The 23,475-nt window shown below is 72.4% G+C and carries 22 protein-coding genes and 2 pseudogenes; 9 read left to right on the top strand and 15 right to left on the bottom strand.

Annotated elements, in window-relative coordinates; all coding sequences use genetic code 11:
• Window positions 1-27: 27 nt before the first annotated feature.
• From ACIRRS_RS01730 to ACIRRS_RS01695, 8 genes and pseudogenes are all read right to left on the bottom strand, one after another.
• Window positions 28-480, bottom strand: coding sequence for a hypothetical protein (locus ACIRRS_RS01730; protein WP_402963298.1), 453 nt, complete (start codon window positions 478-480; stop codon window positions 28-30).
• A gap of 523 nt (window positions 481-1,003) precedes the next feature.
• Window positions 1,004-1,660 (bottom strand): SMI1/KNR4 family protein, encoded by a 657-nt coding sequence (locus ACIRRS_RS01725; RefSeq protein WP_402963295.1) that lies wholly within the window; start codon window positions 1,658-1,660, stop codon window positions 1,004-1,006.
• Window positions 1,661-1,899: 239 nt separating this feature from the next.
• Window positions 1,900-2,385, bottom strand: a pseudogene (locus ACIRRS_RS01720) (zinc finger domain-containing protein); the annotation flags it as partial.
• 60 nt (window positions 2,386-2,445) lie between these two features.
• Window positions 2,446-3,303 (bottom strand): annotated as a pseudogene (locus ACIRRS_RS01715) (serine/threonine-protein kinase); the annotation flags it as partial.
• Between the two features lie 109 nt (window positions 3,304-3,412).
• Window positions 3,413-3,868, bottom strand: a complete 456-nt coding sequence (locus ACIRRS_RS01710; protein ID WP_402963292.1) for a hypothetical protein — start codon at window positions 3,866-3,868, stop codon at window positions 3,413-3,415.
• A gap of 113 nt (window positions 3,869-3,981) precedes the next feature.
• Window positions 3,982-5,181 carry an NAD(P)/FAD-dependent oxidoreductase gene (locus ACIRRS_RS01705; protein WP_402963289.1) on the bottom strand — a complete coding sequence of 400 codons (1,200 nt, stop codon included), beginning with the start codon at window positions 5,179-5,181 and terminating at the stop codon, window positions 3,982-3,984.
• Complete coding sequence (locus ACIRRS_RS01700) at window positions 5,178-5,384, bottom strand: ferredoxin (RefSeq protein WP_402963286.1); 207 nt, start codon at window positions 5,382-5,384, stop codon at window positions 5,178-5,180. Before ACIRRS_RS01700 ends, ACIRRS_RS01705 begins: the two co-directional genes overlap by 4 nt.
• A gap of 39 nt (window positions 5,385-5,423) precedes the next feature.
• On the bottom strand, window positions 5,424-6,623 hold the full coding sequence (locus ACIRRS_RS01695; protein ID WP_402963283.1) for a cytochrome P450: 1,200 nt from the start codon (window positions 6,621-6,623) through the stop codon (window positions 5,424-5,426).
• A 256-nt stretch (window positions 6,624-6,879) separates the two neighbouring features.
• Here ACIRRS_RS01695 and ACIRRS_RS01690 point away from each other — a divergent pair, with 256 nt between their 5' ends.
• Entirely contained in the window at window positions 6,880-7,452 is a 573-nt protein-coding gene (locus ACIRRS_RS01690) for a MarR family winged helix-turn-helix transcriptional regulator (protein WP_402963280.1), read from the top strand.
• Window positions 7,453-7,682: 230 nt separating this feature from the next.
• On the opposite strand, the gene ACIRRS_RS01685 is transcribed toward ACIRRS_RS01690, so the two are convergent.
• The 3 genes from ACIRRS_RS01685 to ACIRRS_RS01675 are packed head-to-tail and all read right to left on the bottom strand — an operon-like array spanning window position 7,683 to window position 10,055.
• A complete protein-coding gene (locus tag ACIRRS_RS01685) occupies window positions 7,683-8,561 on the bottom strand; it encodes a biotin-dependent carboxyltransferase family protein (protein WP_402963277.1) in 879 nt (292 codons plus the stop codon).
• Window positions 8,558-9,193 (bottom strand): allophanate hydrolase subunit 1, encoded by a 636-nt coding sequence (locus ACIRRS_RS01680; RefSeq protein ID WP_402963274.1) that lies wholly within the window; start codon window positions 9,191-9,193, stop codon window positions 8,558-8,560. The genes ACIRRS_RS01685 and ACIRRS_RS01680 overlap by 4 nt, the downstream gene beginning before the upstream one ends.
• 40 nt (window positions 9,194-9,233) lie before the next feature.
• Window positions 9,234-10,055, bottom strand: a complete 822-nt coding sequence (locus tag ACIRRS_RS01675) for a putative hydro-lyase (protein ID WP_402963271.1) — start codon at window positions 10,053-10,055, stop codon at window positions 9,234-9,236.
• A gap of 208 nt (window positions 10,056-10,263) precedes the next feature.
• On the opposite strand from ACIRRS_RS01675, the gene ACIRRS_RS01670 reads away from it, so the two are divergent.
• Window positions 10,264-11,007, top strand: coding sequence for a GntR family transcriptional regulator (locus ACIRRS_RS01670; RefSeq protein WP_402963268.1), 744 nt, complete (start codon window positions 10,264-10,266; stop codon window positions 11,005-11,007).
• A gap of 11 nt (window positions 11,008-11,018) precedes the next feature.
• Here the strand turns inward: ACIRRS_RS01670 and ACIRRS_RS01665 are convergent, their stop codons facing one another.
• Together ACIRRS_RS01665 and ACIRRS_RS01660 are read right to left on the bottom strand one after the other, a co-directional pair.
• Complete coding sequence (locus tag ACIRRS_RS01665; protein WP_402963265.1) at window positions 11,019-12,440, bottom strand: P-loop NTPase fold protein; 1,422 nt, start codon at window positions 12,438-12,440, stop codon at window positions 11,019-11,021.
• Between the two features lie 442 nt (window positions 12,441-12,882).
• A complete protein-coding gene (locus tag ACIRRS_RS01660; RefSeq protein ID WP_402963262.1) occupies window positions 12,883-16,770 on the bottom strand; it encodes a helix-turn-helix domain-containing protein in 3,888 nt (1,295 codons plus the stop codon).
• 362 nt (window positions 16,771-17,132) lie between these two features.
• Between ACIRRS_RS01660 and ACIRRS_RS01655 the strand changes: the two genes are divergently transcribed.
• The 4 genes from ACIRRS_RS01655 to ACIRRS_RS01640 all read left to right on the top strand — a co-directional run bounded on the left by ACIRRS_RS01655 (window position 17,133) and on the right by ACIRRS_RS01640 (window position 19,003).
• The gene (locus ACIRRS_RS01655; RefSeq protein WP_402963259.1) at window positions 17,133-17,573 is read left to right on the top strand and encodes a hypothetical protein; all 441 of its coding nucleotides are present in this window, start codon (window positions 17,133-17,135) and stop codon (window positions 17,571-17,573) included.
• A gap of 90 nt (window positions 17,574-17,663) precedes the next feature.
• Window positions 17,664-17,885: a DUF2690 domain-containing protein gene (locus tag ACIRRS_RS01650; protein WP_402963551.1), complete on the top strand. Its 222-nt coding sequence runs from the start codon at window positions 17,664-17,666 to the stop codon at window positions 17,883-17,885.
• 164 nt (window positions 17,886-18,049) lie between these two features.
• The gene (locus ACIRRS_RS01645) at window positions 18,050-18,223 is read left to right on the top strand and encodes a hypothetical protein (RefSeq protein WP_402963256.1); all 174 of its coding nucleotides are present in this window, start codon (window positions 18,050-18,052) and stop codon (window positions 18,221-18,223) included.
• 48 nt (window positions 18,224-18,271) lie between these two features.
• Window positions 18,272-19,003 carry a hypothetical protein gene (locus ACIRRS_RS01640; RefSeq protein ID WP_402963253.1) on the top strand — a complete coding sequence of 244 codons (732 nt, stop codon included), beginning with the start codon at window positions 18,272-18,274 and terminating at the stop codon, window positions 19,001-19,003.
• Between the two features lie 9 nt (window positions 19,004-19,012).
• Here the strand turns inward: ACIRRS_RS01640 and ACIRRS_RS01635 are convergent, their stop codons facing one another.
• Window positions 19,013-19,702, bottom strand: coding sequence for a carbon-nitrogen hydrolase family protein (locus ACIRRS_RS01635; protein ID WP_402963250.1), 690 nt, complete (start codon window positions 19,700-19,702; stop codon window positions 19,013-19,015).
• Window positions 19,703-20,076: 374 nt separating this feature from the next.
• Between ACIRRS_RS01635 and ACIRRS_RS01630 the strand changes: the two genes are divergently transcribed.
• Window positions 20,077-20,988 (top strand): aegerolysin family protein, encoded by a 912-nt coding sequence (locus ACIRRS_RS01630; RefSeq protein ID WP_402963247.1) that lies wholly within the window; start codon window positions 20,077-20,079, stop codon window positions 20,986-20,988.
• A gap of 33 nt (window positions 20,989-21,021) precedes the next feature.
• Window positions 21,022-21,540, top strand: a complete 519-nt coding sequence (locus ACIRRS_RS01625) for a hypothetical protein (protein WP_402963244.1) — start codon at window positions 21,022-21,024, stop codon at window positions 21,538-21,540.
• Between the two features lie 105 nt (window positions 21,541-21,645).
• Here the strand turns inward: ACIRRS_RS01625 and ACIRRS_RS01620 are convergent, their stop codons facing one another.
• Entirely contained in the window at window positions 21,646-22,584 is a 939-nt protein-coding gene (locus ACIRRS_RS01620) for a LysR family transcriptional regulator (RefSeq protein ID WP_402963241.1), read from the bottom strand.
• A gap of 192 nt (window positions 22,585-22,776) precedes the next feature.
• Between ACIRRS_RS01620 and ACIRRS_RS01615 the strand changes: the two genes are divergently transcribed.
• Complete coding sequence (locus ACIRRS_RS01615; RefSeq protein ID WP_402963238.1) at window positions 22,777-23,472, top strand: type 1 glutamine amidotransferase domain-containing protein; 696 nt, start codon at window positions 22,777-22,779, stop codon at window positions 23,470-23,472.
• Window positions 23,473-23,475 lie beyond the last annotated feature (3 nt).

Raw genomic sequence — 23,475 nt, 5'->3', positions numbered from 1 at the left:
ACCAAGCGGACCTGGAAGCCGCCCGGATCAGTTCCCGCTCGCCCACAGCGCGGGACCGTTGTTGGGGCCGTAGATCACCAGGTTGCCGTCGGTCTGGAAGTGCGCCACCGCCCCCGGGGCGTACGTGTTCGAGGCCCAGACAGGGGCGCCGCCGGCGGCGTGGATGACCAGGTTCCCGTCCGTCTGCATGACGAGGTGGGAGGTGGAGTCGAACGTGTTGGTGGCCCACCTGGGCGCACCGCTGGGCGTGTAGATGACCAGGTTGCCGTCCGTCTGGAAACTCAACTCCCAGCCGTTGGTGCAGAAGTTGGTGTTGACGTAGCTGATGCCCACGTCCAGGGTGAGGAAATCGGTGCTGTAGAGGTTGCACGGGTGCGGGTACGAGCCCGCACTCGCGGTTGACGCCGTGCCCAGCATGGCCGCGGCAAGGGCCGTGGTCGTGACCAGGGCCCCGAGGCTTCGCCGAATCGATGTCTTCATGGATCTCTCCCGGATAGCGCGCCCCCTTCGGGCGTCGACGTGGGAAGAGCTTCCACCGCCCGTTTTGATTACGCGCTCATGTCATGTGGTCTACGCCACGCAACCCTCCATGCGGCCCTGCTTGACAGCGACCCGGCGCGGCGCGGCGCCGCCCAGCCGCCGGTCGGGGGCTTCGTGCCCGGCCGCGCCCTCCGTCGTCGAACGCCGGGGCCGGGAGTCCTCTCGTACTCCGTCAGTAGTCGCCCCCGAGCCGCCGTCCGCGAACCACCCCCGCCGTCCGGACGACCGCCGGGTCCTCCGTGACCGTACGGGTCCCACCCCGGCCCCGGTCGGCCGGGGGTCACCATCCGGAGGTCGGCATCGCCACCATCAACCCCTTGCTGAAGAGGTCGACTTCTTCGGCGTGGCGGCGACCACCCGGGCCGCCTCTCCCCACCTGCGGGCCTCCGTCGGCAGGGTCGTCACCCTCAGCAGCGTCGGCGGCGCCGTTGGCCAGCCCTGGTCATGAGTCCCTTGGGCATCGTCAGCGAGGGAACATGTCGGCGTGGGGGTCCGGTTCGCCGGTGGCAGGATCGAGTCCTGCCTTCCAGCGGAGTTGCTCCACCCGCCAGTGGACGAAGGTCGCTGGTGAGCAGTTCCAAACCGCACCACCGATGCTGATCGGCCAGGGCGACCACCGGTCGTGGTCTTTCCGGACCAACCTGCGGAGAAACTCGACCATGCCGAACGTGTGGATCGTGAAGGTCGGGTTTGTGTGCCGCCCGAAGACCAGGACCGGCCAGCGGTCCGGGTCACTGTCCTCGGTCAGCCAGCAGAGAATGTCTGGCCCAGAGGTGATTCCCCAGGCGAGAATGTGCCCCGGATCGACGTCGAGAGCGGCCCGGCCGCCCTCCATCTCCCAGCCGTAGCGGGCATTCTCGGTCTCCCCTGTCATGTCGCCGGGGTCCCATTGGATGCCTCTCGCGGGCAGGGGAAGCAGGACCTCGGCCTCGTCATTGATCGAGCCCCCGCCGTAGACGGCCATGAAGGCCTTGTAGTCAGGGGGAAAGCGAACGTGCCAGGTCGCTTCAGCGGCAGCCCAGTCGACCTGTTCGTCCGCACCGTGCTCCGGCGACATGATCTGTGTGAGGGCTGCGACACCGGAGTGCTTCACGGTGTGCTCCCTCTCCTCTGAGGTCATCGGACGAATCTAGCGGCGAGGTCCGACAGCGATCCCCCTCGTCCGGTTCGGCTCGGTATTCGGCGCTGTCGATCTCGGTGACGACTCCGAAAGCACGGTCGTAGTCGACCCAGGGCCGGGCGCGATCGGTCTTTCGCGTGGTGTCCAGCCCGGCCGAGGAAGTTTCGCGGCGGTCGGCACCAGGACCGTCGGTAGGGCCCGGCTCGCGGCGGCGGTGGTGTTCAGCGGCCGTTGAAGGCGTCTCGGAGACGGGAGAACAGGCCGGGCTCCACCGTGACGATCTCCACGTACACGTCGCCGGCAGGGCCGCCGCCGGGGCCGACCTCGCCCGCGCCGGGCAGTTGGAGCCGGGTGCCGCTGACGATGCCGGCGGGGATCCTGACGGTCAGCGTGCGGCGGGCCCGGACCCGGCCGTCGCCGGCGCATTCGGGGCACGGGGTGGGGATCACGGTGCCGAAGCCCTTGCACGGCCGGCAGCGGTGCGGGGTGGTGACCGGTCCCATGAAGGACTGGGAGATCCGGGAGACCTCGCCCCTGCCGTGGCACGTGTCGCAGGTCTGCGTGGAGGTGTGCGGGGCAGCGCCCTCCCCGTGGCAGGTGGTGCAGGTGACGGCGGTGTCGACCGGGAGTTCCCTGATCGTGCCGAAGGCGGCCTCCTGCGGGGTGATCTCCAGCCGGATCAGCGCGTCCTGGCCGCGCTGGGCACGTGGGCGCGGGCCGCGTTGTCCGGGTTGCGTCGGCCCGGCCGCGGCGGGCTCGGCGAGGGTGTGGAGGTGGTCGCGGACTTCGTCGGCATCGGCGGGGCGTTCGTCGGGGTTCTTGGCGAGGAGTCGGGCGACGAGGGCATCGAGGGCTCCGGGGACGTCGGTCCGGTGGGTGCTGGGCGGGTCGGGGATGCGGTGGGCGTGGGCGAACATCAGGGCGGTGGTGGGCAGGTCGCCGAAGGGCGTTGTGCCGGTGAGGAGTTCGTGCAGGACGCAGCCGAGCGAGTACAGGTCGCCGCGGGCGTCCTGGTGCCCGGTGTTGAACCGCTCGGGCGGCATGTACGCGAGGGTGCCGATGATGTGGGTGCTGGTCAGGCCACCGGTGTCCAGGCTGCGGGCAATGCCGAAGTCCAGGACTTTCACCGCTCCGGCGTCGGTGAGCATGATGTTCGCCGGCTTCAGGTCGCGGTGGACGATCCTGGCCCGATGGGCGGCGGCGAGGGCGTCGGCGGCCTGCGCCGCCCACTCGACGGCCCGTGCGACGGGCGGGAGGCCGTCCTCGGCCAGGACCTGTCCGAGGTTGCGGCCGCGTACGAGCTCCATGACCAGGAACAGCGTCCCGTCGCCGTCCCGGCCCAGGTCGTACACGGTGATGATGCCCGCATGGTTCAACGCACCCGCGGTGCGGGCCTCACGGAAGAACAACTGCGCGCCGCTGTCGTCGTCCAGGTGGGCCTGAAGGAGCTTGACCGCGACGTCACGCTCGATCACGTTGTCGCGCGCGGACCAGACCTCTCCCATGCCACCGCGGCCCAGCCGCGCCTTCAACTCGTAACGGCCTGCCAGAACCCGCCCCACCCGGCACCCCCGTAGTCCTGTTTCCGCCCGGGCTCCGCAGCCGTGTACGGGCTTTTCGGGATCACACCCCGGCGCGGGCATCGTAGTTGGCCGGACAGGACCGGCGACAGCCGGCCGCCGACGGTCAAGGCCCTGAGGCACCGTGACCCGCGAAGCCGCGTCCCGTCGTGCTCCTCACTCTGACGGAGCCCTACCAGTGCGGGTTGGGTGGGCAAGGCCCCGGGAAGCGGATGCCGTCCGTCAGTGAGACGTGGAACCGCAGGCCGTGCGCCGGGGCGACACTGAGGAGCAGATCCGCGGTGGAGACTCCCAGGAGGAGGACCGGGGCGAGCAGGCTTCCGGCCACGATCGGGGCCCAGCGGCGCCGCCGGAGGAAGAGCCGTGGCAGCCAGAAGCCGGCCACGAACACGCCGCTGTAGACCACCAGGTGGAGGATGCCGGTGAGCAGCGGGGTGAGGAAGTCCGGATCGGGGCCGGGATCGTACTCCCCGGGGCCGGGCCGGGGGCACAGGGTGTCCGGGACGTGGATGTGGACCGTGTAGAGGGCGGTCAGTCCAGCGACCAGCCCCACGACGGCGGGCAGGCAGCCGGGCGCGATGCCCTCCACCGGCACGGTCCTCGCCTCACCGGCATCGTCCGAAGACATCGATCCCCCCGTTCTCGTCGCTGCGGGCTGCGAGACGGCGAAAGGACGGTCCACGGTTCCAGCCGCGGAATCCGGCTGCCTCCCGCCCGGCCGGGCCGGGCGGGAGGCCGGGGTCAGCCGGCCGGCCAGGGGGCGTGGTCGGCCACCTGGGCGCGCAGGGTGCGCAGGGCGCGGGCGGAGGCGATGCCCACCGCGCCGGTGACCCGGCCCCCGCGCAGGCAGGCGGCGGCGAACCGGCGGGCGGCCAGGCTGCCGTCGACCGGCTCGAAGTGGTCGGCGCCGCCGGGGTCGCCGAAGGCCTGCACCCGCAGGCCGAACTGGTCGGTCCACAGGTACGGCACCGGCGCGTACGCCTGGCGGGTGCCGTCCTCGCCGGCCAGCAGGTTGCGGGCGGCCGTCTGGGCCTGGTCGGCGGCGTTGGTGCGCTGTTCCAGACGCCGGCGGCGCCCGGTGCGCGGGTCGGGCCAGGAGGCGGTGTCGCCGGCCGCCCAGACGCCGGGGCCGGCGGCGCAGTGGGCGTCGCCGGCCACGCCGCCGTCCGCGTCCAGCGGGACGCCGCTGCCGGCCAGCCACTCGGTGGCCGGCCGCGAGCCGATCGCCATCAGCACGGTGTCGGCGGCCAGTTCGCGGCCGTCGGTGAGCCGTACGCCCGTGGCCCGGCCGCCGCGCCGGAGCACGGCGGCGGCCGTGCCCCGCAGGATGCGTACCCCGTGCTCGCGGTGCAGCCCGGTCACCAGCGCAGCCGTGTCCGCGCCCAGGACGGCGGCCAGCGGCGCGGCGGCGGCCACCAGCCAGGTCACCTCGGCGCCGAGGCCGACCGCGGTGGCCGCCGCCTCGGCGCCGAGCAGTCCGCCGCCGACGACCAACAGCCGTGCTCCCGGGCGCAGTTCCTCGCGCAGGGCGAGGGCGTCGGCCAGGGTGCGCAGCACGTGGGCGCCGGGGAGCGGGCCCTCGGCGCCGGGCAGGCGGCGCGGTCGCACGCCGGTGGCCACCACGAGGGCGTCGCAGCGCACCTGCCGGCCGTCGGCCAGGTGCACGGTGCGGGCGGTGCGGTCCAGGCGTTCGGCCGCCACACCCAGGCGCAGGTCCAGCCGTAGGTCGGCCAGCGCGGCGCGCTCGCGCAGGGCCAGTCTCCCGGGTTCCCACCGGCCGTCGAGGAGTTGCTTGGACAGCGGCGGCCGGTCGTACGGGGGCTCGGACTCGGCCCCGACGAGGGTGAGGCGGCCGTCGTAGCCGGCGCGGCGCAGCGCCTCGGCGGCGTGCAGTCCGGCGGCGCCGGCTCCGACGACGGCGACCTCGCGGAGTGCGCTCACGCGTTCTCCGGCTGGTCCAGGGTGATCGCCGCGGCCGGGCAGACGGCGGCGGCGTCCTGGACGGCCTGGTGGAGGGCGGCCGGGGGGCGGGCGTCGAGCAGGACGACGATGCCGTCCTCGTCGCGCTGGTCGAAGACGTCGGGGGCGGCGAGCACGCAGCTGCCGGCGCCGCAGCACTTGTCCTGGTCGATCCGGACGAGCATGGGGTGGTGTCCTTTCGGGGGGTGGAGGGCGGAGCCGGGCTACCAGGCGACGGGCAGCTCGTGCACGCCGTAGACGAGCATCTCGCCGCGGAAGCGGACGTCCTCGAAGGCCGTGGCCATGCGCAGTTCGGGCAGGCGGCGCAGCAGGGTGGTGAGGGCGATCTGCAGTTCCAGCCGGGCCAGCGGCTGGCCCAGGCACTGGTGGACGCCGAAGCCGAAGGCGAGGTGGAGGCGGGCGTCGCGAGTGACGTCGAGCGCGTCGCCGTCGGGGAACTGCGCGGTGTCCCGGTTGGCGGTGTTGATCATGCAGATGACGCCCTCGCCGGCCCGGATGCGCACCCCGTCGAGGTCGACGTCCTCGGTGGCGACCCGGGTGAGGCCGGAGTGCACGATGGTCAGGTAGCGCAGCAGTTCCTCGACCGCGGCGGGCACGGCCTCGGGGTGGCGGCGCAGGTGGTCGAGCTGGTCGGGGTTGCGCAGCAGGGCGAGGACGGACAGGGAGGTCATGTTGGCGGTGGTCTCGTGTCCGGCGACCAGCAGCAGCCGGCCCATCGCGCCGATCTCCCCGGTGTCGAGTTCGCCGCGTTCCACCAGGCGGCTGAGGATGCCGTCGTCGGGCTCGGTGCGCTTGGCGTCGGTGAGCTGCTCCAGGTACCGGGTGAGCCGGGCCTGGGCGGCCTTGACGTCCTCGGCGGTGGAGGCGCGGCGCAGCAGGACGCGGCTGCAGTCCTGGAAGAACTCGTGGTCCTGGTAGGGGACGCCGAGGAGCAGGCAGATGACCAGGGAGGGCAGGGGGAGGGCGAACTCGGCGACCAGGTCGGCCCGGTGGCTGCCCTCGGTCATCCGGTCGAGCAGGTCGTCGGCGATGCGCTGGACCTCGGGGCGCAGTGCCTCGACCTTCCGGATCATGAATTCGCCGGTGAGCATCCGGCGCAGGCGGGCGTGCTCGGGGTCGTCCATCCTGACGAAGGTGGGCTGGCCGCTGGTGAGTTCGCGGGCGCCGGCGCTGAGGAAGGGGAAGCCGGGGCGGGAGGCGTCGGAGCTGAAGCGGGCGTCGGAGAGCACCGCCTTGATGTCCTGGTGGCGGGTGAGCAGCCAGCTGGGGGAGCCGTCCCAGAGGGAGATCCGGCTGATCGGCTCCTCGTGCTGGGCCTGCTGGTAGGCCGGCGGCGGGGCGAAGGGGCAGGTGCCTCGGGCGGCGGGGTGGGTGAAGCGGGGGGTCTGTGCGGCGGTGGCCATGGGGGCTCCCCTTTCGGAGCTGGCTGTGCCGGATGGGTCGGTCCGGCCCTCGGTGCCGTGGGGGTGCGCGGACACGTGCGGGCATGCGGGCACGCGGGCCGGGGCATTTACGTGCCAAAAGCAAATAACTCGCTGTCACGCTAACTCGCGGTCCGTGGCGGCGGAAGGGCCCATCCGGAGGGCGCCGAAACTGGCCGGAATCCGACGACCGGTCCGCGCCGCAGCCGTCCGGCGCACCGGCCGCTACAGTTCCCCCATGCCGGACGCCGCAGACGACCCCTCAGACGATCCCGCGGACGGCCGGGCCGCCACCGCGGACCTGGAGGCCGTGCTGGCCTCGTTGGCCTACCTGCTGACCCGCTCCCAGGAGCACGAGCGCCGCATCGCGAAAGCCGGCATCACCGCCGCCCGCTCCGACGTCTACCTGCTGCGCGCTCTCACCGAGGCCGACGGGCCCAGCCGGGTGGGGGACCTGGCCGATCGGCTGATGGTCAAGCCCTCCCACGTCACCCGGCAGATCGACCGCCTGGAGAGCCAGCACCTGGTGGCCCGCACCCCTGACGCCCTCGACCGCCGGGCCCGCCGGGTCGCCCTCACCGCCGACGGCCGCAGCCTGCTGGAGCGGTTCAAACAGGCCAACATCACCGGCCTGACCGACGCCCTGGACGGCGTTCCGGCCCCGGACGTCGCCGCGACGGTCGGGGTGCTGGGCCACCTGATCGAGCGCTACGTGCAACGGGTGCGCGGCTCACTGCTCGCCGACGGCGACGACGGCCCGCCCCCGGCCCCGGAGGCGCGGCCCGCCCTGCGCGCCGCCGTCGAGCCCTGAGCCTCCTGACGCGACGCCATCCGTGCCGAACGGGCTGGAGTGCCGCCCGACGCCGCGTCAGCGACCTGTCGGCGCCCCAGCACACCTGCACCCGGAACGACCCGGACTCGCAGAACGCGACCCTGGCGTGCAGCGGCTGAGCCCGTAGCGCAACGACGGAGCCCCTCGCCGGTCTCCGGGCCGGCGAGGGGCCGGGTGCGCGGTGTGAGCCGCAGCAGTGCCGGGGCCGGTCAGGCGCGGTGGCTGAAGCGGAGGGTCTGTCCGGGGCGGGCCTGGGCGGCGAGGGGGAGGTCGGCCTCGTGGACGACGGCGATGACCGGGTAGCCGCCGGTGACCGGGTGGTCGGCGAGGAAGAGGATCGGCCGGCCGCTGGGCGGGACTTGGAGGGCGCCGGCGACGGTGGCCTCCGAGGGAAGTTCGCGGTGGTGGAGGCGTTCGAGGGCGGGGCCGTCGAGGCGCATGCCGACCCGGTCGCTGTCCGTGGTGACGGTGTACGGCTGCGAGGTGAGCGCGGTCAGGGCGGCGGCGGTGAACCAGTCGTCGCGGGGGCCGGGGAGGATGCGCAGGCGCGGTTCGGCGGGCAGGCGGGGCCGTGGTGCGAGGTCGGCGGCGGGCCAGCCGGTGGTGGAGGTGCCCACCGGCAGGACGTCCCCGGCGGCGAGGCGGGCGGGGCCGAGGCCGGCGATGGTGTCGGTGGAGCGGGAGCCGAGGGTGGCGGGTGTGCGGAGGCCGCCGCGCACGGCGATGTACAGCCGCAGCCCCTCCGCCGGGGTGGCGACGCGCAGTTCGTCGCCGGGGGCGAGCCTGACGGGGGCGTACATGTCGACCTGGCGCCGTCCGACCCGGGCGGGGCAGGGCGCGCCGGTGAGGGCGACGGTGGCGTGGTGGTCGAAGCGCAGGGTCAGGCCGCCGAGGGGCGCCTCGATGCCGGCGGCGGATTCGTGGTTGCCGACGAGCCGGTTGGCCAGGCGCAGGCTGTCCCGGTCGGCCGCGCCGGACGGGCTGACGCCGAGCGCGGCGTGGCCGGGGCGGCCGAGGTCCTGGACGGTGGCGCCGTAGCCGGGCTGCAGGACCTCGACGCTGCGCGCCGTGGCGGGGGATGCGGTCATGCGGACGGAGCCTCCCCGTCGGGCAGGGCGGTGAAGCGGACGGTGGTGCCGGGGGTGAGCTGGGTGGGCGGGTCGCGTTCGGCGTCCCAGAGGGTGAGGGCGGCCGTGCCGAGGAGCTGCCAGCCGCCGGGGGACTCACGCGGGTAGATGCCGGTGAACTCGTCGGCCAGGGCGACGGATCCGGTGGGGATGCGGATGCGCGGGGTGGCCCGGCGCGGGGTGCGCAGCCGCGGGTCGAGGCCGGTGAGGTAGGCGAAGCCGGGGGAGAAGCCGCAGAAGGCGACGCGGTAGGTGGCGGCGGTGTGGCGGGCGACGACCTCGGGCACGGTCAGTCCGCAGTGCCGGGCGACGTCGTCGAGGTCGGCGCCGTCGTAGCGGACGGGGACGGTGACGGTGTCGCCGTCCTGCGCCGGGGCCTTCCCGGTGAGTTCCAGGGCGGCGACGGCTTCGGCGAGGCGGGTGCGGTCGGTCGTGGCGGGGTCGTAGCGGATGAGCAGGGTGCGGGCGGCCGGGACGAGTTCCCGTACGCCCGGCACGGGGTGGTGCGTCAGCGCGGTGTGCAGGGCGGCCACGTGGTCGAGGTCGTCCAGTTCGACGAGTGCGGCGCTGGTGCCGCAGGGCAGGACGCGCATCGGTGATTCCCCCTCGGGTGCCTCGGGTGGTGCGGGCGTCTCACGGCCCGTCGTGTCCGGTCAGGTAGTCGGTGTCCAGGGCGTCGGTGATCAGCATGTGGCCGGGGGCGTGGGTGATGGCGAAGGGCGGCCGGGAGGCCATCAGGGCGGCCTGCGGGGTGACACCACAGGCCCAGAAGACGGGCACCTCACCGGACTTGACCTCGACGGGGTCGCCGAAGTCGGGCTGGGCCAGGTCGGCTATGCCGAGTGCGGACGGGTCCCCGACGTGGACGGGGGCGCCGTGCACGGCGGGCATCCGCGCGGTGATCGCGACGGCGGTGGCGACGAGGGGTTCGGGGACCGGCCGCATCGACACCACCAGGGGCCCGTGCATCCGGCCGGCCGGAGTGCAGGGGCGGTCGGTGACGTACATGGCGACGTTGCGCCGTTCGGCGATGTGCCGCAGCGGGATGCCGGCGGCGAGGAGGGCGCTCTCGAAGGTGAACGAGCAGCCGATCAGGAAGCTGACCAGGTCGTCGCGCCAGACGTCCAGGACGTCGGTGGGCTCCGCCGTCCGTTCGCCGTTCTCCCAGACGCGGTAGAGCGGGACGTCGGTGCGCAGGTCGGCTCCGGGGGCGAGGGCGCTGGCCGGTGAGCCGGGGTCGGTGACGACCTCCAGCACCGGGCAGGGGGCGGGGTTGCGCTCGGCGAAGAGCCTGACGTCCTCGGCCCAGTCGCGCGGGACGATGATCAGGTTGGCCTGGGTCCGGCCGAGGGCCCACCCGGCCGTCGGCCGTACGAGACCGGCGCGGAACAGGGCGCGGGCCTGCGAGGGCGTGAGGGTGGCGGGATCGTCATGGTCCGGGAGGGTGAGCGTCATGGCTGCTGCTCCAAATCCGGGTGGAGGCCGGCGTCGGCCGGCCGGCCGCTGAGGAGGGAACAAGGTGAGCGGAGCCCGCGACGTACGGGGCCCCTCGCGCTTCTCGCGTGTCCGGGCACTGTCCACGCTAGGGGATTGTTCAACAAACCTACAAGCCCCAGAATGGAGTTGATGCAGGATCACGACGGATCGACGGGAGCGGCGAGGCATGGGTGAGCGGCAAGCAGCAGCGGTGGACGACGTCCCGCGGGGGCCCGGTGAGGCGGACGCCGGGGGGTGGGCCGCTGACCTCGCACCGCTGACGGGATGGACGAGCAAGGCCGACGCCGTGGCCTCCGTCCTGCGCAAGCGCGTCACCGAGGGGCGGCTGCGGCCGGACGAGCGCCTCTCCGAGGAGGAGGTCTGCAGAATCCTGCGGATCTCGCGGAACACCCTGCGCGAGGCGTTCCGCATGCTCACCCACGAGCGGCTCCTCGAACACCGGCCCGGCCAGGGCGTGTTCGTCCGCCGGCTGACCGTCGAGGACGTGGCCGACCTGTTCCGCCTCCGGCGCCTCCTGGAGCCCGCCGCCGTCCGCGAGGTGCGCGAGCGCCCGGCCGGGCTGGACCGGCTCGCCGCCGCCGTCGCCGAGGCCGAGAGCCCTGCGGCGAAGGGCGACTGGCGGGCGCTCGGGACGGCCAACATGCACTTCCACCAGGCGCTGGTCGCGCTCGCGGGGAGCCCCCGGGCGGACGAGCTGATGGGGCGGGTGCTGGCGGAGCTGCGGCTGGTGTTCCACGTCATGCCCGACATGGAGGACTTCCACGAGGCGTACCGGGCGCGGAACCGGCACATCCTCGGCCTGCTGGAGCGCGGGGAGGGGCAGGCGGCCGCCGACTACCTGACCGGGTACCTCGACGACGCCGAGCGGGAGCTCGTCGCCGAGTACCGGAAGGTGGCCGACGGCCGCTGACCTCAGGTCGCTCAGGCGTCCGGCCCCGGCTCCGGCTCCGCAGGCTCCTCCGCGGGCTCCAACCGCTGGTACCGCCGGCGCAGCGCCTCCGAGTCGGGGGCCTCGTACAGCTCGGTCACCAGGAGGACGAAGTCCGGGTCGGCGGACAGCTCCCGGAACACCTTCGGGAGGCGGCCCTCCAGCCCGGCCAGGGCCTTGAGCCAGCCGGCCGTGTCCTCGCGCGGGGGCCTGTCGACCTCGGCGTGCTCGGCGAGCCGCTCCAGGCCCGGCCAGGCGGGGTCGGACGGGCCCGGCGAGGTGCGGCTCAGCAGCGTGCGCCCGCGGTGGTAGTGGACGAAGTCCTCGATCAGGTCCTTGGAGTCGGGCGTGGACACGGCCCGGTGGAACTCCGGGTAGAGCTGGTGCAGGAGCACCGTGCGCATCACGCTGGCGGGATCGAACTCCTGCCAGGCGGGGTCGAGTTGGTACATGATGAAGCTGTTGATCAGGCGCTTGAGGCGGCGCGGGTTGCGGCCCGTGCGGGCGGCCAGCAGCGCGGCCAGGTGCGGGGTGAAGAGGCCGTCCGTGCCCGACTCCCTCGCGCAGGCCAGGACGAGGCTCTCGGCCTGCCGGGCGGTGGGCGGCGGGATGCGGTAGCCGGCCTGGACGATCTTCTCCAGGTAGCTGGCGCTGACGTCGGGCCTGCGGCCCGGCGCCTTCGGGTTCGCGGGCTGCCGGGCGAGGCGGGACTGGTCGAACCCGAGGACGAACACCAGCCCCGGGAGGTCCAGGTAGACCTTGACGGCGTCGAGGACGGCGTGCACGGTCTCGTCGGAGCAGCGGTCCAGATCGTCGACGAACACGACCAGCAGGCGCCTCGGCCGGCCGCTGCCGCCGCCGGAGGCCCAGTCGTCGGTCAGGGCCTTCATGACCCTGCGCAGGTCGTTGCGCCCGGCCGCGTCGACCTCCCACTGCTCCCAGAGCCGGTCCACCAGGTGGCCGACGTGGAAGAACCCGAACGCCAGCGTGGCCGCGCCGCGCAGCAGGTTCATCGTGGACCGGTGCTCCCGCGCCCGGTACAGCGCCCGGCGCAGCACGTTGCGGTCCAGCCGCCGCAGCACCGACTTGATGAGGCCTTCGAGCGCGTCCCCGCCGCGCGCCGTCCAGGCGTTGAACCAGACGCACTCGGTGGCGTCCGCGTCCTGCTCCTTCAGCCGGAGCTCGATCTGCTGCATCAGGCTGCTCTTGCCCGTCCCCCAGCCGCCGTCGATGGCGAGTGTGAACGGCGTGGCGTCCCTGGACCGCAGGACGAGGCTGGTCAGCCGCTCGGCGACCTCGCCGGTCCGCAGGACGTCCTGGTCGTCGGACAGGCTGATCGGTTTGTCGTTGAGGAGCCGGTAGTCGGGTGGACCGGGAAGAACGTGCTGGTCCGGAGCCAGGTTCGTGCCTGCCATGTGTACCCCCCAAGCGCGTGCGGCCACCCGATCCGGGGCGGCCGCTCCGTCGGCACGTCAACTGACCGGAGTGGTGACGATCAGTCAACAGCCTGGATGATGATCTCACTTGTGGTGGGCGAGTGGCGGGAGTTTCGATCACTGGCCGCACCCGCCTCCGGCGACGTCCGGTGCGGTGGAGGCGCCGACCTGTCGATCTGCTGCCCGGACCTCGAACCGCTCGGCTCCCTCGGGGATTTCGGGCGACGGCCACGCGGGGTCGGGCACCCATGCGGGCCAGGGGGCGGAGAACGGTAGCGCCCGCTCCTGAACGAGGGCGAGCGCCCGCTCGCGCGCCCCTTCGACGACGGCGTGCAAGGGGTCGCCGATCAGGCCGAGACGACGCCCCCGGCCTGGTCATGCGGTGTCCGTCCTTCGCTCGTCGACGGTGAAGCCGTTGGGGTCAGCAGACCTTCCGGTAGGGCACCTCAGGGAGGTATGTGTTCCAGTCGGTTGGCGGCAGGCCGCCGGCGGCGCGTTCGCAGATGTTGGCGGCTTCCTGGTTCGGTGCCACCACGACTTCGTGTGCCGGTACGTGCTCGGTCGCTGCGCGCAGGGTGCGGTCGTCGGGGCCGAAGACCAGGGAGAGGGTGGCGCCTCCTGGCACGGGGAGGGCGGGGCCGAGTGGTTGGTGGGATGCGAGGTCCCACATCCGCAGTGTGCCGTCGGTTCCCGAGGCGGCCAGGGTACGGCCGTCATGGGAGAAGGCGAGTGCGGAGATCGGGTGGAACGTCCCTGTGGTGTTGGGACGGAAGGTGCCGGGCAGGACACCCAGGTTCCGCTCCGCGTTGCCGTCCCAGAGGGTGACGCGGCCGGCTTCGTCGCCGGTGGCCAGGTACGCGCCGTCAGGGCTGAACGCCACGGCGTGGGTCGTGCTCTGGGTGAGCGTACGAGGGATCACCAGACCGGACTGCAGGTTGGCGACTTGGTTGTGCGAGGTGACGATGAGCTGTCCGTCCGGTCGGACGGTGAGTCGGTCTCCCCCGATGCCGGTGATCTTGTACGTCTTGGTTTGCTGGGACAGGTCCCAGACCTCCACTGCATCCGTCTGCATCTGGCGTGATGCCAGGAGCGATCTGCCGTCCGGTGTGAAAGCGATCGCGTCGACGGTGCTCCCCGGGAACGAATGGGGAGCCGAGAGGTCAAGGGTCTCGCTCGTGCGGCCGGCGGAGATGTCCCAGATGAACACACGTGATGGTGGGGGATTATCGGTCGACGTCTGGTCGATGACGCCATAGGCGAAGGCTCGCCCGTCGGGACGGAATGCCGTGAGGAAGGTGCACGGGGCGGGAGGCACCAGGCCTTCGGGATGCGATGGGCAGGACATGGAGGGAAGGTCGACGACATGTCCTCCGCCGCGCAGATCCCGAAGCCGGAAGCGATACGTGCCTGCGCCCGGGGAGGACAGTAGCGTGGCAAGCCTGCTGCCGTCGGGGCTGAACACGGCGGCTGCGGCTGATTGGCCTTCCCAATTCGGGTCCAGGACACTTGTGAGGTCGATGGTGCGGACCTCTGTGCCGGTCGACCCTTGGAGGTAGCGGATCCTGCGCTGATCCAGATCCAGTCCGAACTGGCCGACGTCGGTGTCGGCCAGCGGATGTCTGAAGACGGGGACCGATGGGGTGTCAAGGCGCCACAGCAACAACTCCTTGCCGTCCCACGCCAGCATGAATGTTCCGTCCTGGCTGAACGCCACCTCCGATATGCCGGCATGCTCGATCCGTGGGAGTTCTGTTCCCGAGGCGATGTCCCAGATCCGGACTCCCTGACTTTCGGTGACTGCCAGCAGGCGGCTGTCCGGCGTGAACCGGACCGCCTGGTTGAGACATTGTTCCGCGGTGACGGCTGGAGCCCAGGGGGTAGGCACTTCACGCTGCTCCGGAAGGTTCCACACGTGAGTCGGCTCTCCGGGAACACAGAGCGCCATCAGGCGGTCATCGGGGCTCAACGATGCATCGGGGTAAGGGTATTGAGGGAGTCGTTGCTCTCGCAGAATCTGTCGCTCTCTGAGGCCCGGTAGACGGCGTGGCTCGTCGTGGCTGACCTCGCGGTGATCACTGCGTCCGGTGCGTCGTTCGAGCAGTACCTGGCTGCTGCGGAGATCCCATACTTGGATCACGAATTCTGATAGGTCGAGGTTGAGCCCGTAGAGGAGCAGAGTCCGCCCACTCGGACCGAACCGGGCCGCGGTGGGATGAAGGAGGGATCCGGAAGCGGTGCGTGTTTCCAGGACCTTGCTACTACTTTCCGTAGCCAGGTCCCATACATCCACCTGCTGGGGGTTGTAGACCGTGAGTGCCCGGGCGTCGGCACTCATGTCGGTCACGAAATACGCCATTTTCCCCATGCCGGGGAGCGAAGCCACCTGCCGATGTGTGCTGACGTCCCACGTCACCACCTGATCCGAGCCGACGCTGACCAGGGTGCGGCCGTCGCCGCTGAGGAAGTGCGTTTCCGGGGCAGCCTTGTCGGAGGGAGGGTCGGCGAAGACGTCCTGGTCGGGTTGGACGGTGGCGCCGAGCAGTGCGGACCGTGTCTCGGGGAGGTCGGCGGTCTTCCAGGCGGCGAGGCTCAGTCGCATGGCTGTGAGGGGGTCGGAGGAGCGCATGCCGTCCGCGACTGCGGCGGCCCGGCGGGCGGCGGCCTCCGTGCGGCGGCGTTCGCCGGTCAGGCTCTGCTGCCACGCGATCACTCCGGCCAGCAGGACGAGCACGACCAGGGCGGACAGTGTGGCGAGCAGGGTGCGCTGCCGTCGGGCGGAGCGTGCGGTCCTCCGGTCTTCCTGGTCGCGAGCGGTCAGGGCGGCAGTGAGGAAGCGGGACTCCAGCGGGGTGAGGTCACCACGGGGCCCTTCGCCGGCGAAGGTCGCTTCGGCCGCTGCCAGGCGGGTGCCCCGGTAGAGCGCTCCGGGATCCTGGTCCAGCTCTTCCCAGGCCTTGGCGGCCTCGGTGAGGTGCCGGTGGTGGCGCAGCCTGTCGCGGGCGTCTTCGATCCACGTGTTCAGGCGCGGCCAGGAGCTGATCAGTGCTTCGTGGGCGAGGTGGACGGTGTCGCCGTCCAGGGTGATCAGCCGGGCGCGGACCAGGCTTTCCAGCACCGTCGCGGTGCCGGTGTCGGTGTCATCGGAGCCGAGGGATTCGAGTTCGGTGCGGTCAGCGGGACGACTCGTGTCCCGCCCGCCCTCGCCCGGGGTGACCAGCCGCAGCAGGACGCGCCGGGCAAGGGCGGCCTGGTGCGGTGTCAGGCGTTCGTAGGTGCGCTCCGCGGTTCGGGCAATGGAGCCGTGCACGCCGCCGGCGGCCTCGTAGGCGGCTTCTGTCAGGGCCCTGCCCTTGCGGTGGCGCCAGGTCTCCAGCAGGGCGTGCGACAGCAGGGGGAGTCCGCCCGGCTCGCCGTCGATCTCCTCGACGATCCTTGAGGTGAGGGCGCGTTCGACGATCAGGCCCGCGTCGGCGGCCGGTCTGACGATCGCCTCCCGCAGTTCGGCGGGGCCCATCGGCCCGACCAGTAGCGTGGCTTCCCGCAGGGCCGCCGCGAGTGCGTGGTGGTCGGCGCAGTGGCCGAAGAAGTCGGCCCGCACCGCGAGGACCACCCGTAGTCGGCTGTCCGGCTCGCACGCTGCCAGGAGCAGGTTGATGAAGGCGTTGCGTTCCGCCGGGTCGGTGCACAGCGTGAACGTTTCCTCGAACTGGTCGACCATCAGCACCGTGTCGCCCGTGCCGTTCCCGGGGGCCACCGCTGCGGCATGGTCGGAGGCCGGCCGCGGGCCCGGAGTGAAGATCCGGATGGCGGCCGGACCCGTGCCCGTCGTGCCCCGGTCCCGCAGCGCCGGGATCAGTCCGGCGCGCAGCAGGGAGGACTTGCCGCTGCCCGAGGCGCCCACGACGGCGACCAGGCGACGGGAGTCGACCAGGGCCAGCAGGTCGGTGATGAGCTGGTCGCGGCCGAAGAACCGGTCCCGGTCACCGGGTTCGAAGCGGGCCAGGCCCCGGTACGGCGCACCGGCGTCGTCGCCGCCCCCGGCGGCCACCTCCCGCACCGCGGCGCGCCAGCGCCGCTCCCACTCCAGGGGGTCCCCGCCACAGGCCTCCACGTAGGCCAGCGCCACCGGAAGCGACGGAAGCTGCTGTCCCCCGGCCGCCCGCGACAACGTCGCGACCGAGTACCGGGTACGGCCGGCCATCGCCCGGTAGGTGAGGTCCCCTGCCTCCCGGCGCAGTTTCCGCAACTCGAACGCGAAACGCTGGACCGGCCCTGCCGCCGGATCCAACGGGCCCTCCTGACGGCCCATCCCGCGTCCTCCCCCCGCTCGGCGACACCATCGACCCGCGTCAACCTACGGACCCGCGAGGGCCGTTGCCACGGCTTCCCGTCAGCCTGTCTCGTTCCGGCGGTCCTTCCGGCCTGCGGGGCGGCCTTTTGTTTCGAGTGGCGAGGAGGGCTGCGCAACAACCGGTCGGCCGTGAAAACTCGAACCACGCCAGAGCCGGAGAGCAACAACCGGCCCGGCGTCGGCACAAGCACGCCTCGGCGACACCACCGCCCGTACGGGCCGCGTTCGCCGCTTCCGTGAAGCGCAACGGCATCCAGACCCCCGCGGTTCTCGGACTGCCGCGAAGTCCCCTCCGTGTTCCCTACCGCAAGGAGACAGCAATGTCACTCGTCAAGATCCGTACCGCGATGGTCGCGTTCGCTTCGGGCGCGGCGCTCATCGGCGGCACCATTGCCATCGCCGGGCCGGCCTCCGCCGCTCCGCAGCAGCTCCGTTCCCCGGTCGCTTGCGCGACCAGCCACTACCACTGGTGCGACGCCGTCGGCGCCACCGGCGAGTACGCGCAGATGAACGTGTACTGGGGGAGCGACGGTCATGAGTACGTCGACGCGTTCCTCAACACCACCCACCAGGGCCAGAACCTGTGGACCCTGACGTGGAACGGCAGCGGGTGGGACTGGTCCGGTACCCCCGCCACCATCGACGAGGGCAACGGCTGGTGGGGAGCCGTCGACTACGGGCGCTCCGACGCCGGCAAGACCATCAAGCTCGCCATCTACAACTGGGACACCGGCAGCTACATCTACACCAACGCGCACTGAGCTTCCCCCTGCGGCCGGCGGCGTCGTGCAACGGACAGGACCCGGTGGAGATGGGCTGCAACACGGACGCCTGCACGGTGGAGTCGGTGGATTCGGCGGAGGGGCACGATCGAACTCCGCTACAGCTCTTCGTGCACGGCGAACTGGGCCCGGATCTACGACGCCTCGAACGGGCAGCAGTTCTACGTGGAAACCGAGACCAGGTCCGTGTGGTGGCACGCGATCGGCTCCACCGGATACGGCGACATGGTCGACGGCTCCGGCACCGCGTGTGCCTGCATCCTGAAGGACGTCTGCACCGCCTGGCACTGAGGCTCCTCCGCCCGTTCGGAGATCCTCAAAGCCACAGCGACGGCGCAGTTCCGTCTCCTCGGCGGGGTCAGCGAGTAGGGCTCCGGCGAGACCAGGGATCTGCGACGCATTGCGAGTAGTCCCGGCCCTCGTACCTGACCGGGCATCGGCCGTCGAACCAGCCGATGCCCGGTCGACGCCGTCCGCCGGGTGGGGGCCTGCAGATCCCCGAGCCCACCCACGCCCTCGGCGCGATGATCGACTGCCATCACGCGGGCAGGCCGTTCTCCATCACCGGCACCGGCTACCCGACCCGCGACGGCTCCGGAATTCGCGACACCGTCATCGGCTCCGGCTGACCCGAACGATCTTGACGGTGCCGAGGTCCCGAGGGCAACGTGAGGCACATGAGCAACCGGACCGTCGGCGCCGAGGACTACCGTCCGGGCGACGTGCTGAGGATGGAGTGCCCGTTCACCGAGGTGACGGTCACCGGGGTCGACCGGTACCACGTCGCGGTGCGCTGGCCGTGGTGGGAGATCGACACGGCCGCGGACGGGATCGAGTGGACGGGCGACGTGGCTCTCCCGATGCCGACGGACCGCGACCGGGAACGCGAGTACTTCCGGACGGTGCCGGCGGAGGAGACGCTGAAGGCCGGTGACAGGTGCCGGGTCGGTGTCCCCGAGACCGTGGTGCACGTGCTGGCGGTCCACCGTTTCGACCCGCCGCTGGAGACGGGCTGGCTCCCGCGACCGGCGACGTACCTCGACGTCCTGCGGCAGGGCGAGTCCTACGACGCCCGGCTGGAGGAGCAGGGGTACCAGTTCGATCCGGCCGGCGGCGAGCCGTTCCGGCTCGAACTGCTCCTCCGCCCCTTCGCGTTCCTGGAGACCGGCGACGAGGTCGTCGACCGCGACGGGCGCGCGTGGACGTTCGACGGTCCCTGGCACTGGAACGCGTTCGACGGGGAGCAGCCGGGCGCCCCGTCCTGGCCGCTCACCCTGCTCTTCCGCGACGGCGGGCCGACGCCCGAGGCCGTCGCGGCCGTCGCGGAGGCGACGGCCTCGGGCAGTCACGCCGGCGAGGTGGGCCGGTGGGTGGACCTCACCGGTGCGGAGCCGAACGGGCCCGCCTGACAGCCCGATTCAGCGCGCGCTCCTGCTGAGGACGGCCCGCACGAGGTCGCCGGGGGCGGCGCTCGCCTCGGCGAGCAGTTCCCCGTCGGCCGACCAGATGCCGGAGCGGCCGGACGTACGGGCGAAGCCGCCGCCGGTGGGGCCCGCGAAGGCGGCCGTGGCCACCCAGACGCCGTGGTCGGCGGCGACGCGGCGGGCCCGTGCGCCGTGGACGGCGGCCTCGTGGTCGGCGTGGGCGACCCCGGCGACGTAGCCGTCGATGCCCAACGCGGCCGTCCGCGCGGCGTGTTCGGGGATGCCGGTGTCGCGGCAGACGGCGAGCCCGAGCCGCCAGCCGTCCACGTCGATCACGGCGGGCTCCCCGGGCACGAAGCGCACGGCCTCGGTGTGGTGCAGGAAGACCTTCCCGTAGACCACGCGGGCTCCGTCGCCGTCGACGGCCAGGATGCCGATGCGCGGGCCCGACACGGGCGCACCGACCAGGGCGAGCGTTCCGGTCTCGGCGCACGCGGCGACGACCGGCGCGAGCCGGTCGTCCTCCGGCGAGACCAGTTCGGCGTCCAACTCGTAACCGGTCAGCGAGAGTTCGGGGAAGACCACCACCCGTGCGCCCGCCGCCCGAACGGCCTGCGCGTGCGCCTCCGCATTGGCCGCCACGTCGTGCGCGACGCACCGTGGCTGCGCCACCGCGATGCTCAACCGCAGCTCCACGCCTGCCCCCACCGCCTCGAAGGAAACGACCGCCCCGCACGGCGACCGTACACCGGAGCCGCTCGGGCCCCGAGTCGCGGCCGAGTCGCGGCCGAGTTGCGGTCCGGGGGCGCGGGGGTGGGCAGGTGGTGGCGAGAATGCGGATGGTTGGCGATTTCTTTACCACACGGTGTAGTTGACGGCCCGTGCTTCCAGCTCTGCCCGAGTCGCACGAACGCGCAGGTCAGCGTGCGAATGGGCGGCCCTGGTACGTGCGCCTCCCTCTATCGGTCATGCCCACGACAGTCAATCGTTAGTAAAGCATTAGTCGAGTGTCAGAGCGTGTACATGCCGCAACGGGCGGTGAACGACAAGGAGGCACGATGTTGTACAAGGGCACAACCGGTAGGTCCGGAGCGACGGCGGCGCGGGCGGTCGGGGGCGCGGGTGTCGCGGTGGCGGCGGTCGGGGCGCTCCTGCTCGCCGCCGCGCCGGCGGCGGTCGCCGCCCAGGGGCCGGGCGCGGCCGAGGGGCCGGCCTTGGTGCAGTCGGCGCGCAGTACCGCCGTTTCGCTGTACAACGGCACGACGAGCACGATCTACCGCAACTACAGCGACCTGTCCCACGGGGTCTGGGACGACGCCACTCCGCCCGAGAACATCGAGGCCAACAAGACGGGTTCCTGGGGCTCGCACTCGTCGGGCTTCATGACGGGGACCGAGGGTGAGGTGCGCTACCAGGTCGCGGGCGGCCAGGTGGTGATCCACTGGAACAACCCGTTCTCCGGCAGCAACGGGTACAGCTGCAGCGCCCCCCGGGGCTACACCTGTTCCTGGACCGGTGGTTCGGGGAACAACGCCTCCGTCGCCTTCAGCCTCAGCGGCAGCCCGGCCGTCGCCGCCGCCCGCGCCGACCTGGCGCCGCCCGTGACCGCGGCCGCCGCCCGGAGCACCCACGTGATCCTGCAGAACCGTACGGTCTCCAAGCTGGACCGGACGTCCTCCTCCCTGAAGCACGGCACCTGGACCGAGAACATGCTGCCGCCGGACGCCGTGTTCCCGATGTCCAACGGCGCCTGGCAGTCGGAGTCCAACGGCTTCATGACCGGCACCGAGGGCAAGGCCGTCTTCAACGCGGACGGCGAGACCACCGTCGAGATCTCGTGGAACAACCCCTACTCCGGCAGCAACTCGTACGGCTGCAAGGTCAACACGGACAAGGGCTACCGCTGCTACTGGAACGGTGGCAGCGGCGACAACGCCTACGTCACCTTCACCGTCGAGAAGGTGAGCTGACCCGTGGCGCGCATCCTCCGTACCCTTCCGGGCGTGAAGGCCCTGGCCGCGGCGGCCGTCGCCGCGATGACCCTGGTGCCGCTGGCCACCTCCGAGGCGGTCGCCGCCCCGGTCGCCGCTCCGAACGCCACCCCCGCGTCGGCCTCGGTCGCGCTGGCGGCCATCACCGACGGCCAGAACTACGTGCTCGCCCCGCAGAACGCGCCCGACCAGTGGCTGGGCGAGTACGCCTGGAACCACATCGGGACGCAGGCCAGCAGGATGTGGTACGGCGACAGCTACCACAACGCCCTGTGGACCGCGCACACCGTCAACGGCGCCGTCGAGCTGCAGAACTACGGGTTCGCGGGCCAGGGCCTGGAGGACGACAACGGCGCCGTCGAGGCCAACTGGGGCCACGGCAACACCTGGGAGTGGGCCACCGTCGCCGGCCCCGGCGGCACCGTCGCCCTGAAGAACCGCGCCACGGGCCGCTACCTCGCGCTGGCCGGGAACGCGGCCGTCATGGCGACCACGGCCTTCTACTGGTTCGTCGTCAACGCCCACCCGTAGACGGCGGACGACCTCTCCGACGCCTCGCCCCCGGTCGCCTCCTGCGGCCGGGGGCGAGGCGCCTCCCCACCCGTGAACGCCACCACCGTGGCCGGCGGGGGCGGCTCAGGCGTCCTGCGCGGAGCGCAGCAGGTGGTCGCGGACCAGCGTGACGTGGGGGTTGGTGGACGCCCCCGGGCGCTGGACCAGGAAGCCGGTGTTGATCGGCGGGTCGTCGGGGTCGTTGAGCAGGACCAGGGCGCCCGAGGCCAGGTCGTCGGCGCACAGGTAGCGGGGCAGCACACTGAATCCGGCGCCGCCGACCACCGCCTCCCTGACCGCCCTGAGGTCGGGGATCGTGACGGTCGGCCGGCAGGTCAGGCGCCTGCCGAACACGTGCCGCCAGTAGCGCCGGACGATCGGCAGGTCCTCGGCGTACGCGACCAGCGGCACCGCGTGCAGGACGGCGGGCCCCTCGGTGGCGAGCCGCGATCCGATCCGTTCGGCCCAGGAGGGCGCGGCGACCAGGACGAACTCCTCGTCGGCCAGCGGTACGGAGGCGAGCGCGCGGCCGCGCGGCCGCAGGGTGGCCATGACCAGGTCGTGCCGGCCCGCGCGGAGCCCGTCCAGCAGGTCGTCGGTGAGGCCGAAGGCGATGCGCAGGCGCACCCCCTTGTCGACGAGCGGGGCGAGCGTCGGCATGACGCAGTGCGTGATGTACTCGGCGGGCCCGGCCAGGTGCACGGGCTCCGCCTCGCCCTCGCCGAAGAGGGCGCCGCCGCCGACCGGGCCGAGGGCGTCCAGCGGTTCCATGACCCGCGCGGCCAGCTCGTCGGCGAACGGGGTCGGGGCGACGCCGCGCGACAGCCGCTCGAACAGTTCCCGGCCCAGCTGGGTCTCCAGGGAGCGGATCTGCGTGGTCACCGTCGGTTGCGACAGGCCCAGCACGCGGGCGCCCGCCGTGAAGGCGCCGGCCCGGTACACCGCGAGGAACGTGCGCAGCAGGTTCAGGTCGAGCAGGCCGTTCCCCTGCGAGGGCGTCCCCGGCGGCGTTCCTGGCGGCATTCCCGGCCGTCCATCGGATTCCCTATCTCTCACATGCACGAGCCTATTGGATTCCGATGGGGTGGGCGCTCTACCGTCGGGGAGTCGTCACACTGACGAACCGGGCGCGGAGTGTCAGCGCTTCGGAAACGTCGGTGGCGGCGCCCCACCGTCCCCGATCCCGTACGGGATCCGCACGCTCGGAGCACCCTCATGTCGAAGATCCTCTTCGTCGTCACCGGCGCCGACCACTGGACGCTGGCCGACGGAACCAAGCACCCCACCGGCTTCTGGGCCGAGGAGGCCGTCGCCCCGTACCTGGCCTTCACGGCGGCCGGTCACGAGATCGTCGTCGCCACCCCCGGCGCCGTCGTTCCGGTCGTCGACCGGGGCAGCCTCGCCCCCGAGGTCAACGGCGGCCAGGAGGGCGCCGACCGCGTCGCCGAGGTCCTGGCCGGCTTCGACGAGCTGCGCACGCCCGTCAGGATCGAGGACGTGGACCTCGACGACTACGCGGCCGTCTTCTACCCCGGCGGCCACGGCCCCATGGAGGACCTCGCGGTCGACGCCGACTCCGGGCGCCTCCTCACCCTCGCCCTGGAGTCCGGCAAGCCGCTCGGCGTGGTCTGCCACGCCCCGGCCGCGCTGCTGGCCGCCACCCGGGCCGACGGCACCAACGTCTTCGCCGGGTACGAGGTCGCCGCCTTCACCAACGAGGAGGAGGCCCAGGCCGGCTTCGCCGACCGGGCGAAGTGGCTGCTGCAGGACCGCCTCACCGAGGCGGGCGTGAACGTCCTGGTCGGCGAGCCGTGGGCGCCGAAGGTGGTCGTCGACCGCAACCTGGTCACCGGCCAGAACCCGGCCTCCTCCGCCCCGCTCGCCGCCGAGCTGCTCCGCAAGCTGGCCTGACCC

This window comes from Kitasatospora sp. NPDC101183, from assembly GCF_044767945.1.
Lineage (GTDB): Bacteria > Actinomycetota > Actinomycetes > Streptomycetales > Streptomycetaceae > Kitasatospora.
The sequence above is the reverse complement of the archived record's forward strand: the minus strand, read 5'-3'. Positions and strand labels throughout refer to the sequence as shown.